At 64.5% G+C, this 12,739-nt stretch carries 16 protein-coding genes; 9 read left to right on the top strand and 7 right to left on the bottom strand.

Translation table 11 applies throughout. The features are described from left to right. Positions 1-60: 60 nt before the first annotated feature. On the bottom strand, positions 61-876 hold the full coding sequence (locus FJ942_RS10745) for a thioredoxin family protein (RefSeq protein WP_140492249.1): 816 nt from the start codon (positions 874-876) through the stop codon (positions 61-63). 180 nt (positions 877-1,056) lie between these two features. Here FJ942_RS10745 and FJ942_RS10740 point away from each other — a divergent pair, with 180 nt between their 5' ends. Continuing rightward, positions 1,057-1,734: a ceramidase domain-containing protein gene (locus FJ942_RS10740; RefSeq protein WP_140670662.1), complete on the top strand. Its 678-nt coding sequence runs from the start codon at positions 1,057-1,059 to the stop codon at positions 1,732-1,734. 38 nt (positions 1,735-1,772) lie between these two features. On the opposite strand, the gene acnA is transcribed toward FJ942_RS10740, so the two are convergent. Then, complete coding sequence (acnA, locus tag FJ942_RS10735; RefSeq protein WP_140897688.1) at positions 1,773-4,463, bottom strand: aconitate hydratase AcnA; 2,691 nt, start codon at positions 4,461-4,463, stop codon at positions 1,773-1,775. Positions 4,464-4,747: 284 nt separating this feature from the next. On the opposite strand from acnA, the gene ccmA reads away from it, so the two are divergent. From ccmA to FJ942_RS10715, 5 genes are all read left to right on the top strand, one after another. After that, positions 4,748-5,356 (top strand): heme ABC exporter ATP-binding protein CcmA, encoded by a 609-nt coding sequence (gene ccmA, locus FJ942_RS10730; RefSeq protein ID WP_140897686.1) that lies wholly within the window; start codon positions 4,748-4,750, stop codon positions 5,354-5,356. 196 nt (positions 5,357-5,552) lie between these two features. Next, on the top strand, positions 5,553-6,218 hold the full coding sequence (ccmB, locus tag FJ942_RS10725; RefSeq protein WP_140514012.1) for a heme exporter protein CcmB: 666 nt from the start codon (positions 5,553-5,555) through the stop codon (positions 6,216-6,218). Then, positions 6,205-6,354, top strand: a complete 150-nt coding sequence (locus tag FJ942_RS28485) for a hypothetical protein (RefSeq protein WP_181169879.1) — start codon at positions 6,205-6,207, stop codon at positions 6,352-6,354. Before ccmB ends, FJ942_RS28485 begins: the two co-directional genes overlap by 14 nt. Further along, positions 6,351-6,524 (top strand): heme exporter protein CcmD, encoded by a 174-nt coding sequence (ccmD, locus tag FJ942_RS10720; protein ID WP_140514011.1) that lies wholly within the window; start codon positions 6,351-6,353, stop codon positions 6,522-6,524. Before FJ942_RS28485 ends, ccmD begins: the two co-directional genes overlap by 4 nt. Continuing rightward, on the top strand, positions 6,521-7,102 hold the full coding sequence (locus FJ942_RS10715; RefSeq protein ID WP_140662690.1) for a DsbE family thiol:disulfide interchange protein: 582 nt from the start codon (positions 6,521-6,523) through the stop codon (positions 7,100-7,102). Before ccmD ends, FJ942_RS10715 begins: the two co-directional genes overlap by 4 nt. Before the next feature lie 14 nt (positions 7,103-7,116). Here the strand turns inward: FJ942_RS10715 and ppa are convergent, their stop codons facing one another. From ppa to FJ942_RS10690, 5 genes are all read right to left on the bottom strand, one after another. Continuing rightward, positions 7,117-7,650: an inorganic diphosphatase gene (gene ppa / locus FJ942_RS10710; protein ID WP_140492463.1), complete on the bottom strand. Its 534-nt coding sequence runs from the start codon at positions 7,648-7,650 to the stop codon at positions 7,117-7,119. Positions 7,651-7,840: 190 nt separating this feature from the next. Then, a complete protein-coding gene (locus FJ942_RS10705; RefSeq protein WP_140492466.1) occupies positions 7,841-8,347 on the bottom strand; it encodes a GNAT family N-acetyltransferase in 507 nt (168 codons plus the stop codon). Between the two features lie 116 nt (positions 8,348-8,463). Next, the gene (locus tag FJ942_RS10700; protein ID WP_140524615.1) at positions 8,464-9,102 is read right to left on the bottom strand and encodes a TPM domain-containing protein; all 639 of its coding nucleotides are present in this window, start codon (positions 9,100-9,102) and stop codon (positions 8,464-8,466) included. 8 nt (positions 9,103-9,110) lie between these two features. Then, entirely contained in the window at positions 9,111-9,920 is an 810-nt protein-coding gene (locus tag FJ942_RS10695; RefSeq protein ID WP_181165206.1) for a YgcG family protein, read from the bottom strand. 51 nt (positions 9,921-9,971) lie between these two features. Further along, entirely contained in the window at positions 9,972-10,607 is a 636-nt protein-coding gene (locus FJ942_RS10690; RefSeq protein ID WP_140514006.1) for a LemA family protein, read from the bottom strand. 162 nt (positions 10,608-10,769) lie between these two features. Between FJ942_RS10690 and FJ942_RS10685 the strand changes: the two genes are divergently transcribed. Genes FJ942_RS10685 through FJ942_RS10675 form a run of 3 tightly spaced genes read left to right on the top strand, consistent with a single transcriptional unit; the run spans position 10,770 to position 12,680 of the window. Then, a complete protein-coding gene (locus tag FJ942_RS10685) occupies positions 10,770-11,021 on the top strand; it encodes a hypothetical protein (protein ID WP_140492477.1) in 252 nt (83 codons plus the stop codon). Positions 11,022-11,028: 7 nt separating this feature from the next. Beyond that, positions 11,029-11,913, top strand: a complete 885-nt coding sequence (gene pdxY, locus FJ942_RS10680; protein ID WP_140897684.1) for a pyridoxal kinase PdxY — start codon at positions 11,029-11,031, stop codon at positions 11,911-11,913. Beyond that, complete coding sequence (locus FJ942_RS10675; RefSeq protein ID WP_140524621.1) at positions 11,910-12,680, top strand: DUF429 domain-containing protein; 771 nt, start codon at positions 11,910-11,912, stop codon at positions 12,678-12,680. The genes pdxY and FJ942_RS10675 overlap by 4 nt, the downstream gene beginning before the upstream one ends. Positions 12,681-12,739: the final 59 nt, after the last annotated feature.

Raw genomic sequence — 12,739 nt, 5'->3', positions numbered from 1 at the left:
CGACAGGCATGAATGGAGACCGACAGCGCGTCGCATCATTTCCGTTTTCGGCGGCGCGCCTCAGAGCCTTCGATCGAACGGCGCATCGGAACCGGGGCGGTGAATGAAGGCGGCGCCCAGGATGGGCCCTGGCAGGCCGTCCTTGCCGACGGACTGCAAAAGCACGGCGCAGCCGCCCTTCTTGGAAATCTCACTCATCGGCAATTCGTAGCGCTGCGCCTTGCCGTGCCAGATGCCCGCTGTCTGGATGCCGGTCACCGCGTTCCAATAGGTCATCTTGCGGCCCGTGTTCTCGCCCTGGCCGATCGTGACCGTCTGCGGCGGCTCGAAATAGACGATGACGACATGGGCATCGCTGGGACCGGTCCCGCCATCGCCGGTATCGATCATGACGCGGTCGCTGGTCCGGCTGACCTTGATGGCGACCCGCATGTCTTCGCCGATCCTTGCCATGCGGGCGAGTTGGCCATCGACCTCGCCGCGATTGGCGCCGTTGACATGGACCCGGCCGTTGATGACCGCCTGCGGCGTATAGACTGAGCGGTTGCCGAAGGCCCGCATATACTCATATTGCCGCTCGGTGTTTTCCTTGCTGCTCAGCGTGTCCCGCCAGCCGAGATAATCCCAGTAGCCGACGTGATAGGAGAGCGCGACAAGATCCTGCCTGGCGGCAAGTTCGGAGAAGAAGGCGTCGGCAGGCGGGCAGGAACTGCAGCCTTGGCTGGTGAACAGCTCGACCACGCCCACGGGCCTGTCGCCCTGGGGCTTGTCGGCCGGGAGCCCGCCGGACTCGCCGGCGTGCCCGGCACCGGCAAACGCCGAGAAGGCCAGCGCGAACGCTGCCAGCCACAATGATCTACGCGAGGCCATGACCATTCCAATTCCCGCCGGTGATGCCGGCTTTGTTTTGATTGGCTGAAATATGTGGCAGAACCGGAAGTCAACGGGAAGTCACGTTGCGGTGAAATTTTGCCATTGCAAGCCTGGGTAGGGCGGCAATAGGAGAAGCCCACTGCATTTCAACCGGCGGTTCGATTCGGGGGCGGGATCATCATCATGTGGCAAAGTTTCCTGGCTCCAGTCGATCTCTATTGCGAGCGAACGGGTCCTGAACTTTGGGCCGAGCCGGTGAATGCTTTGACCAACCTGGCTTTCATTGCCGCGGGACTATGGGGCGTCCGCGAAGTGCGGCGATGCAGGACCGGCATTTTCGCCGAGGTCCTGGCCTGGTGGGTGGTGGCGATCGGCGTCGGCTCGACGATCTTTCACATCTTCGCCACCAAGGGAACGGTCTGGGCCGACGTGGTGCCGATCGCCGGCTTCACGCTGGCCTACACGCTGTTCAACCTGCGCCGCTTCCTGCGCCTGGAATGGGGCAAGGCGATCGCGATCTTCGTCGTTTTCTATGCCGTTGTCGGAGCGATAACTCTGGCCGTGCCGGATTGGCTGCGCCAGGCGTCGAACGGCACCACAGGCTACCTGCCGCCGTTCCTGGCGCTCGCCTTCTTCGGTGTCTGGGTGACGGCCAGCGGCAATCGCGCCGGCTGGTATAATCTGGCCGGATCGGCGATCTTCGTGCTGTCGGTCATCTGCCGCATGATCGATCCGCTGGTCTGCACCAGCTTCCCGCTCGGCACGCACTTCCTCTGGCACCTGCACAACGGGCTGATGCTGGCTGTGCTGCTGGCCGCCGCGGCGCGCTACGGCGCGCCACAGCGAGGCAGTAGGCAGTAGGTCCTATTTCCTACTGCCTAAGCCCTACTCCCTTGCCGCTACGCGGCAAGATCGCGCAACACGTACTGCAAAATGCCGCCGTTCTTGAAGTAGTCGAGTTCGTCAAGCGTATCGATGCGGCAAATGATCGGCACCTTCTTCACCGTGCCGTCGCCATAGGTGATCCTGGCTTCCATCTTCTGGCGCGGCTTGAGGGCGTCCAGGCCGTCGATCTCGACCAGCTCATCCCCTTTCAGGTTGAGCGAAGCCCATGAGGTGCCTTCCTCGAAGACGAAGGGGATGACGCCCATGCCGACCAGGTTGGAGCGGTGGATGCGCTCGAAGGACTGGGCGATGACCGCGCGGACACCAAGGAGATTCGTTCCCTTGGCCGCCCAGTCGCGCGACGAGCCGTTGCCGTATTCGACGCCGGCGAAGATGACCAGCGGCACGCCGTCCTTCTTGTATTGCATCGCCGCGTCGTAGATCGATTCCTCTTCCTTCGACGGGTAATGGATGGTGTAGCCGCCTTCCCTGCCGTTCTCGCCCAGCATGTGGTTGCGGATGCGGATGTTGGCGAAGGTGCCGCGCATCATCACCTCATGGTTGCCGCGGCGCGTGCCATACTGGTTGAAGTCGGCAACGCCGACGCCATGCTCGGTGAGGTATTTGCCGGCCGGCGAGGCGGCCTTGATCGAGCCCGCTGGCGAAATGTGGTCGGTGGTGATCTTGTCGCCGAACAAGCCCAGCACGCGGGCGCCCTTGATGTCGCCGATCTTGCCGAAGCCCGTGGTCATGCCGGCGAAATAGGGCGGGTTCTGCACATAGGTGGAATTGTCGTCCCAGGCATAGGTCTGGCCTTCCGGCGCCTTGACGTTCTGCCAGTTCTCATCGCCCTTGAAGACGTCGGCATATTTGCGGGCGAACAGCTCGCGCGTCACGTTCTTCTCGATGAATTCCTGGATTTCCGCCGAGCTCGGCCAGATATCCTTGAGGTAGACCGGCTTGCCGTTCCTGTCCTCGCCGAGCGGTTCGGTGGTCAAGTCTTTCGTCACCGTGCCGGCCAGCGCGTGCGCCACGACCAGCGGCGGCGAGGCGAGATAGTTGGCCTGCACGTCGGGCGAGACACGGCCCTCGAAGTTGCGGTTGCCGGAAAGCACCGCGGCGGCAATCAAACCCTTATCGTTGATGGTCTTGGAGATCGGCGCCGGCAGCGGGCCGGAATTGCCGATGCAGGTGGTGCAGCCGAAGCCGACCAGGTTGAAGCCGATCTGGTCGAGCTCCTTCTGCAGGCCGGATTTCTCGAGATATTCGGCGACCACCTGGCTGCCTGGCGCCAACGAGGTCTTCACCCAGGGCTTCTGCTTGAGGCCGAGGCGATTGGCGTTGCGGGCGAGCAGGCCGGCGCCGATCAGCACGCTCGGGTTCGAGGTGTTGGTGCAGGAGGTGATGGCGGCGATGACGACGTCGCCATGGCCGAGATCATGGCCGGTGCCTTCGACGGCGTAGCGCTTCGAGATTTCAGCCGCCTTCTTGTATTCGGTGTCCATAGCCTTGACGAAGCCGGCCGGGATGCCTTCCAGCGCGACGCGGCCCTCTGGGCGCTTCGGGCCGGCCATCGACGGCACGACGTCGCCGAGATCGAGCTCCAGCAAGTCGGTGAAGACCGGGTCGGCGGAGCCTGCGTCACGCCACATGCCTTGCGCCTTGGAGTAGGCTTCGACCAGCGCGATGCGGCTTTCCTCGCGGCCCGACATTGTGAGATAGCGGATGGTCTCGCTATCGACCGGGAAGAAGCCGCAGGTGGCGCCATATTCAGGCGCCATATTGCCGATGGTGGCGCGGTCGGCCAGCGTCATATTGGAGAGACCGGGACCGAAGAATTCGACGAACTTGCCGACGACGCCCTTCTTGCGCAGCATCTGGGTGACGGTGAGCACGAGGTCGGTGGCGGTGACGCCCTCCTTCAGCTTGCCGGTGAGGCGGAAGCCGATGACCTCGGGCAAAAGCATGGAGACGGGCTGGCCGAGCATGGCCGCCTCGGCTTCGATGCCGCCGACGCCCCAGCCGAGCACGCCGAGGCCGTTGATCATTGTGGTGTGCGAATCGGTACCGACGCAGGTGTCGGGATAAGCGGTCGTTTCGCCGTCCTCGGTGTTGGTCCACACCACCTGGCCGAGATATTCGAGGTTGACCTGATGGCAGATGCCGGTACCGGGTGGCACGACGCGGAAATTGCGGAACGCCTGCTGGCCCCATTTCAGGAACTTGTAGCGTTCCTCGTTGCGCTCATATTCGAGCTCGACATTGCGCGCGAAGGCCATCGGCGAGCCGAACTCGTCGACAATGACGGAATGGTCGATGACGAGGTCGACCGGCACCAGCGGGTTGATCTTTTGCGGGTCGCCGCCGAGCGAGGCCATGGCGTCGCGCATCGCCGCCAGGTCGACCACCGCCGGAACGCCGGTGAAATCCTGCATCAGGACGCGGGCAGGGCGATAGGCAATCTCGACGCCGGCCGTCCCCTTGTCGGTCAGCCAGCCGGCGACGGCCTTGATCGAGTCCTTGGTGACGGAGCGGCCGTCCTCGTTGCGCAGAAGGTTCTCCAGCAGAACCTTCATCGAATAAGGCAATTGGGCGATGCCGGTGAGCCCGTTCTTCTCGGCCTCGACGAGGTCGAAATAGGTATATTCGGCGTCGCCCGCTTTCAGCGTGCGGCGGCAATTGAAACTGTCGAGGGATTTTGACACGTGCGATCCGTCCTTGTCTGTTCAGCCTGAAAGGGAACGGACGCCGATGGCATGCAATCACGCGCAAAGGTGCGGGTACGGCCATTTCCGCTGTCCGCTCCCAAGCAACCCGAGCCGTTCAAGGCGGCGCGTGCGCTGGTTCGGCGCTAGTTCTGTTCCCGCGCCGACCGCTGGCACGGATGCACCGCATATAGAGAATTTTCTGGAATAGTTCTAGACAGTTAAAAAGCAAATTTGTGCGATGCGGCAGGGGCCGAGGCGGATTGTTTCAGGGCGGGCGAGGGATGCGGCTTATCGCCGAAAATCTGGGCGGCGAACGCGGCGGCGAGACGGTGTTTTCGGGCATTGGCTTTGAGCTCGATCAAGGCCAGGCGCTTGTCGTCACCGGGCCGAACGGATCAGGCAAATCGACCTTGCTCAGGATCGTCGCCGGACTGCTGCCGAAGGCTGAAGGCAATTTGCTGATCGAGGGCGGCGGCGATGAATTTCCGTCGATCGCTTCGGCCTGCCACTATCTCGGCCATCAGAACGCAATGAAAACGGCGCTCAGCGTGACGGAAAACCTGCGCTTCTGGCGCGACTTCAACGGCGGTGGATCCTTCGGCGTCGAGGAGGCGCTGGAGACGGTCGGACTGGGCGGCATCGGCCATCTGCCGTTCGGCTATCTCTCGACCGGGCAAAGACGACGCGCGGCGATTGCGAAACTGCTGGTCAGCCACCGACCGATCTGGCTGCTCGACGAGCCGACGGCGGGTCTGGACAGGGATTCGGAGGCGCGATTCGCGGGATTGATGAGGGGGCATTGTGCGGATGGTGGGATGATCGTCGCGGCAACGCATCTGCCGCTCGGGATCGAGGGGGCGCAGGCGTTGAGGATGGGGCAGGCCTTTTGATGACGGCACTCTACGGCGCCCCCCTCTGTCCTGCCGGACATCTCCCCCTCGAGGGGGGAGATCGGCTGCCAGCTTGGCTTTCGCCAATTACAACGGTTGAAAGATTGGCGCGCCACCGAAGCTGCCAATCTCCCCCCTGGAGGGGGAGATGTCCGGCAGGACAGAGGGGGGCGCTCAAGCGCGAGCATCTCATATCATGCTAGCCCTCCTCCTCCGCGATATCCGCCTTTCGATTCGGGCCGGCGGCGGGGCGCTGACGGGCGTGATCTTCTTCCTCGCCGTGATCGCCACCATTCCCTTCGGCGTCGGGCCGGACCTGAGACTGCTAGCCCGCATCGGCCCGGCGATCCTGTGGATCGGAGCACTGCTCTCTTGCTTGCTCGGCCTCGACCGGTTGTTCCAGGCCGACCGCGAGGACGGCTCGCTCGATCTCCTGGTGCTTGGCAACGACCGCCACATGCTGGCGCTGACGGTGCTCACCAAATGCCTGGCGCATTGGGCGGGCAGCGTGCTGCCGCTGGTGGTCGCCGCGCCGCTGCTCGGCCTGTTCATGAACATGGAGCCGATCGCCATCGGCGCCACGGCGCTTACGCTGCTGGTCGGCACGCCGGCGATCACCTTCATCGGCGCCGTCGGCGCGGCGGTGGCGGTGGCGCTGCCGCGCGGCGGGCTCCTGATTTCGGTGCTGGTGCTGCCGCTGACCATCCCGGTGCTGATCTTCGGGGTTTCGGCGAGTTATGGCGCGACGGCCAATCCCGATCCGTTCCTGCAGCCTTTCCTCATTCTTGCCGCGCTGACGTTGTTTCTTGCCGTGCTCGGACCGCTGGCGGCGGCGCTGGCGCTGCGCCATGGCACGGATTGAGGCGGCCACGACCGGCAAGGGCTGCGGCGCGGCGGCCAATTGCGCGGTCACCGGCGTGGGGCTAAGGGAAGGCATGATCGAGCGCGGCGGAAGGATCGAATTGGCGGGCGGCATGCCGACGAGGCAGCCGGCATGAGCCCGCATGCGCTCTACGTCACCGCCGCCTATGCCGTCACGGCGATTGCGCTGGCCGGGCTGATCGGCTGGATCCTGCTCGATCAACGGGCCCGCAAGCGCGAACTGGCCGAACTCGAGGCGGCGGGCGTGCGCCGACGCTCCGACAAGGGCGGGGAGCGCGCGTCATGAGCACGGATATGCCAACGCCGGCGCCGGCCCGGCGCCGCCTGTTCGTGCTGTTGCCGCTGCTGGTCTTCCTCGGGCTGGCGGGGCTGTTCCTGGCGCAGCTCCTGTCGGGGCGCGACACTTCGGAGGTGCCGTCGGCGCTGATCGGCCTGCCGGCGCCGCCGACCAACCTGCCGCCGCTGGACGGCACGAACCTGCCGGGGCTGGATTCGAAATCGTTCGCCGGCAAGGTGACGCTGGTCAACGTCTTCGCCTCATGGTGCGCGCCTTGCCGCGAAGAGCACCCGGTGCTTTTGGGGCTGGCGCAGGACAGGCGCTTCACCATGGCGGCTCTGAACTACAAGGACCGGCCGGAAAACGCCCGCCGGTTCCTCGGCGATCTCGGCAATCCGTTCCAGGCGATCGGCGTCGACGAGGCCGGCCGCACGGCGATCGACTGGGGCGTCTATGGCGTGCCGGAAACCTTCGTCATCGGCAAGGACGGCAAAATAGCCTACAAGCATGTCGGGCCGCTGACGGCCGAGACGGCTCAGACGCTGCTGTTGCCGCAGATCGGGAAGGCGCTGGCCGCGCCGAACTGAGGTGACCGGCCGGCCTACTTGCTTGCCTTGGCCCGCTCGATCGCGTCGACGATCATTTTCTTGGCATATTTGGAATCGTGCCAGCCCTCGATCTTGACCCATTTGCCGGGTTCGAGATCCTTGTAGTGCTCGAAGAAGTGCTGCACCTGATCGCGGGTGATCTCGGGCAGCTGCGTGTATTCGGTGACGTTCTCGTAACGCAGCGTCAGCTTCGGCGACGGCACGGCGATGACCTTCTCGTCCTGGCCGGCATTGTCTTCCATGATCAGCACGCCGATCGGCCGCACATTGATGACGCAGCCGGGCACCAGCGCGCGCGTGTTGCAGACCAGCACGTCGATCGGATCGCCGTCGCCAGACAGCGTGTGCGGAACGAAGCCGTAATTGCCGGGATAGCGCATCGAGGTGTGCAGGAAACGGTCGACGAACAGCGTGCCGGCCTCCTTGTCCATCTCGTATTTGATCGGCTCGCCGCCGATCGGCACCTCGATGATGACGTTGACGTCCTCGGGCGGATTCTTTCCGGTGGCGATGGCTTCAATACGCATGACTTATCCCTCTCTCGATTGGCAGACCGATAGCGGGCGGCGCAAAATGGTGCAATGTGGCGAATGGTGCTCAAGAACGCCCAGCAAGACGCAATGGCATTCAATGCGTTCAATCATTAGCAGAAGATGTTTCAGTGTCGTGATTGCGTAGGTTGCGCTTCGCGCCGCTTACGCGATCGTTCCTCGCCGGTCATTCCCAGACGAAAGCAACCTTCTTCAGCGCCTTCTGCTCGAATATCTCGACGCCTTCGGCGATATCGCGGCCGCCGGCGCCGGAATAGAAGGCGAGCGCGTTCTGATTGTCTTCCAGCGCCCACACCACCGTGCCCTTCAATCCGTGGTCGGCAAGCCGCGCCCGTGCCGCCTTGAAAAGCCGGCTGCCGAGCCCGATGCCCTGATATTCCGGCCGAAGGTACAATTCATAGATCTCGCCCTGCTGCTTGAGTTCGCGGGCCCGGTTCTTGCCGATCGTGGCGTAGCCGGCAACCGTGCCGCCAATCTCGATCACCAGGACGGTGGCGGCGCGACGGATGGCATTGGCCCACCAGTCGGCGCCGCGACGGTTGATCATCGATGTCAGGGTGCGGTGCGGGATGATGCCGCTATAGGCGCCGCGCCAAGCCTGCAAATGCACGTCGGCGATCGCCGCGGCGTCGCGCGATTCGGCTTTGCGGATATCGATGCTCAGCGTATTCATGATTTGTTAACCATAAACCCGCATCGCTCGAATGCAAGAGTCCGGGCAGTCCGGAGGACGCTTTCTCACAGGCCGTCATCGCCTGCGCAATGCGCGTTCGAGGCTGTCGGTGGAGCTCAAATCTCGACCAGATGATCGTCGAGCTCGTTGGTGTCGCCCGACGTCACCGGGAAGTGCTCGGCGAGCACCGCTCCAACCGATTGGATCGCCTTGACGAAGCCGTCGGCAAGCCGGTCGTCGCCGGCATGTGCGGTAAGCTCGCGCACCACATCATCCCAGACATGCTGGCCGACCTTGGCGTCAATGCCTGAATCGGCGACCACCTCGGCGTAGCGCTCGGTGACCGAGACGAACACCAGCACGCCGGTGCGCGCGGTCGTGCGGTGGACGTTGCGGGCCAGGAACTGCTTCAGTGCGTTGTCATGCGCGGTCTGATAGCGCAGCCGTCTCGGCACCATATGGATGCGCAGCCCCGGAAAGGCCCATAACAGCAAAAGAAAGCAGGCCAGCGCCAGAAGCTGGGCAATGACGAAGTGCGGCAGACGGATGGTGAGCCACCAGGCCTCGAGCCCATAGGCGACGGCGAGGCTGACCAGCAGCGTGGCGAGAGCCGCCACGAAGGCAGCCGGAAAGAAGTAGTTGCCGCTGGCATGCGCCACCACGCAGTAGATTTCGCCGTCGGTCCTTGATTCGGCGGCGCGGATCGCCCCGGCGATGCGCTCATGGTCCTGCGGGCTGATCGGTCGTATCGCCATGATCCCTCTCACCAGCTTCCAGAAGAGCCGCCGCCGCCGGAAGAGCCCCCACCGCCGGAGAAACCACCGCCGCTACCGCCCGAGGACCAGCCGCCGCCGCCCGACCAGCCGCCGCCACCTGACGACCAGCCGCCACCCGACGATCGCCGGCTCGGCTCGAACGTCATGCCGAGCCAGCGGTAACGGCCGGGACCGATCTTCTGGCCGAAGATCGGCGGCAACACCGAGGCCGCTATGCTGCCGAAGAAGATGAGCGCCCAGATGCCGATGAAGATGGCGAAGAACAAATCGTCGGAATTGAACGGCGCCTGCTGGTTGCGCTTGCCGCGTGCTTCCAGCTCCTCGGGATTGCCGTTGAGCACCATGATCATGTCGTCGACGGCCTTGGTGATGCCGCCGGAGAAATCGCCGGCACGGAAGGCCGGCACCATGTCGTTTTCGATGATCAGCTTGGTGTGCAGGTCGGTCAGCGTGCCTTCCAGCCCGTAGCCGACCTCGATGCGCATCTTGCGGTCGTTCGGCGCGACCAGAAGCAGCACGCCGTTGTTCTCCTTCGCCTGGCCGAGTTTCCAGAACCGGTACAGCCGGTTGGCATAGGGCTCGATCTCCTCGCCGCCGAGACTGGGGATGGTGGCGACGACGATTTGATCGGAGCCTTTCGTCTCGAAATCGGCAAGCTTCTGCGTCAGTGCCGCCCTGGTCGCCGCATCGATGATGCCTGCATTGTCGACGACACGGCCGGTCAGCGCCGGGAGCTCGGCGGCGAGGGCCGCAAATGGCACCACGAGAACGAGGAGCAGGACAGCGACGCGATACATGGCGCGTCGTCCCTCATTGGCGAGCAGGATCACCACGTCGGAATCCGGCAATCATCCGCCCTGTTTCGTGCCGAAATCGACCTTCGGCGTCTGCAATTTGTCCTCCTCGACCGTGAAATTGGCGAAGGGCTCGTTGCCGCGGAACCAGAACGTCGCCCACAGCACCGAGGGGAAGGTCCGTAGCGTCAGATTGTAGTCCCTGACCGCCTGGATGTAGTCACGCCGCGCCACCGCGATGCGGTTCTCGGTACCTTCGAGCTGCGCCTGCAGCGCCAGGAAGTTCTGGTTGGCCTTCAGGTCCGGGTATGCCTCCGACACAGCGAGCAGCCGCGACAGCGCGCTGGTCAGCCCTGCCTGGGCATCCTGGAACCTCTTGAGGGCTTCGGGATCCTTCAACGTCTCTGGCGTTACCGTGACCTGCGTCGCCTTGGCGCGCGCCTCGACCACGGCGTCGAGCGTGTCCTTTTCGTGCGAGGCGTAGCCCTTGACCGTCTCGACCAGGTTGGGGATGAGGTCGGCGCGGCGTTGATACTGGTTCAGCACCTCGCTCCATGCCGCCTTGGCGTTCTCCTCCGCCGTCGGGATGGTGTTGTAGCCGCAGCCGGCAAGCAGCGGCAGCATGACGGCCATCACCAGCAAGGCGGGCAGCGTGCGGAATGTCGGGAAAGCAAGGCGCTGGGCAAACATGATCGGTCCCCTCGGTAGAAGTTGCATGCGAAGCATTACCACAATCGGCGCGCAAGAAAACGACCTCGGCGCAGACGGTTACCGATGGGGTTACGGTCGGTCGCAAGGCGCTGTAATTGACGGAGCGAACGCGGTAAGGTCGCCACGAAACAGGACAGCATCATGGTGCAGCGCCAGGACAGCGACACCGAATCGCGCCGCATCCTCGAGCGCGTCGCGCGCGAAACCGATCCGGCCGCCACTTCGCTCGCGGCGCGGACCGCGAAGGCCGTTCGCGACCACGTCGCGGCGGCCGATGCCGACCGCGCGGATCCGATCGAAGTCTGGGGCACGCGCATTGGCCGGATAATTGGGCTGCTGCTGGCGCTGGGCCTGATGGTCTGGCTCGTGCTTTTCCTCACCCGGGGCAGTTAGGATTCCAATGAGCACCGAGCAAGCCGACGCGCCGCGCGCGGTCATCGTCATTTCCAGCCATGTCGCACGCGGCTCGGTCGGCAATCGCGCCGCCGTCTTTGCGCTGGAATCGCTGGGTTTCCCGGTGTGGGCGGTGCCGACAATCATCCTGCCCTGGCATCCCGGCCATGGGCGCGCGACCCGCATCGTGCCGCCGCTCGATCAGTTCAAGGCATTGATGGCCGATCTGGAGCGCGCGCCGTGGCTGGGCGAGGTCGGGGCGGTGCTGTCGGGCTATCTCGGCGAGGCCGGCCAGGCCGAAGCCGTCGCCTCGCTGGTCGCTGCGGTCAAGGCGAGGACGCCCGACGCCGTCTATATCTGCGATCCGGTAATGGGCGATTCGGGCGGGCTCTATGTGCCGGAGCCGACGGCGATCGCCATGCGCGACCGGCTGATGCCGATCGCCGACATTGCTACCCCTAACCGCTATGAGCTGGAATGGATGGCCGGCGTGCCGTTGCCCGACCTGAAGTCGGTGATGGCCGCGGCGCTCCATGCGGGGCCTTCAACCATGCTGGTCACCTCGGCGCCGTCGATGATTTCAGGCGGCACCGGGAATCTTCTGCTCGACGGCAGCCAGGCGCTGCTCGCCGAGCACCGCGTCATCGACAAGCCGCCGAACGGTTTGGGCGACCTGACAACGGCGGTCTACCTGGCGCGCATCCTCTCCGGCCAGCCGGCGATCAAGGCGCTGCAATCGACGACGGCGGCGGTCTACGAGATCCTGGCGCGCACGGCCAAACGCGGCGGCGACGAATTGCAGCTCGAAACCGATGCGCAGAGCCTGTCGCACCCGATGGCGATGGTGCAGCTTCGCCATCTCACGCATCCGGGGCGGGACCGCCGCGCGTGACATCGGCCGAAGTCGTTGTTGCCGGCGTCGACGGCTGCAAGGCCGGCTGGATCGTCGTTCGACGTGCACCCGGCTCATTGCCCTCCGTCGAAATTTTCGCCAGCTTCGCCATGCTGCTCGCTGCGGTTCCCGACGACGCGATCGTCGCCGTCGACATGCCGATCGGCCTGCCTGAATTTTCGAGCAAGGGCGGGCGCGGACCGGAGGCGCAGGTCAGGTCGCTGCTCGGGCCACGCCAATCCAGCGTCTTCTCGATCCCCTCTCGTGCGGCACTCTACGCCGATACCGCCGAGTTCACTTCGATCGAAGCCTGGTACGCCGCGCACCGCCGGGCGAGCGACGTGGCCAGGACGACATCCGATCCGCCGCGCGGCGTTTCGATCCAGGCATTCGGCATCTTTGGCAAAATACGCGAGATCGATACGTTGCTGATCTCGCGGCCCGAACTGCGTGGCCGCGTCTTCGAATCGCATCCGGAAGTGGCTTTCTGTCGGCTCAACGGCGGGCAGGCCATGCTGCTGCCGAAGAAGGTCAAGGGCAGCATCAATCCGGCCGGCATGGCGGAACGCAAGGCGCTGCTTAGCCGGCACGGCTATGCCATAGACTTCCTCGATCAGGCGCCGCCGCGCGGTGCGGCCGCCGACGATTTCCTCGATGCGGCGGCGATGATGCTGATCGCCGGCCGCATCGCCGCCTGCACGGCACGGCCGTTTCCCGACCCGCCACTTACCGACGGCTTTGGCATACCGGTCGCCATCTGGGCGTGACAACATTGCCCAGCTTTGCGCCTGACGCAGGGCATTTCTCACCAACCCCACAATTCTGC

The sequence above is a fragment of the Mesorhizobium sp. B2-4-2 genome (assembly GCF_006442845.1).
Taxonomy (GTDB): Bacteria; Pseudomonadota; Alphaproteobacteria; order Rhizobiales; family Rhizobiaceae; genus Mesorhizobium.
This window is presented reverse-complemented; position numbering and strand designations above follow the sequence as displayed.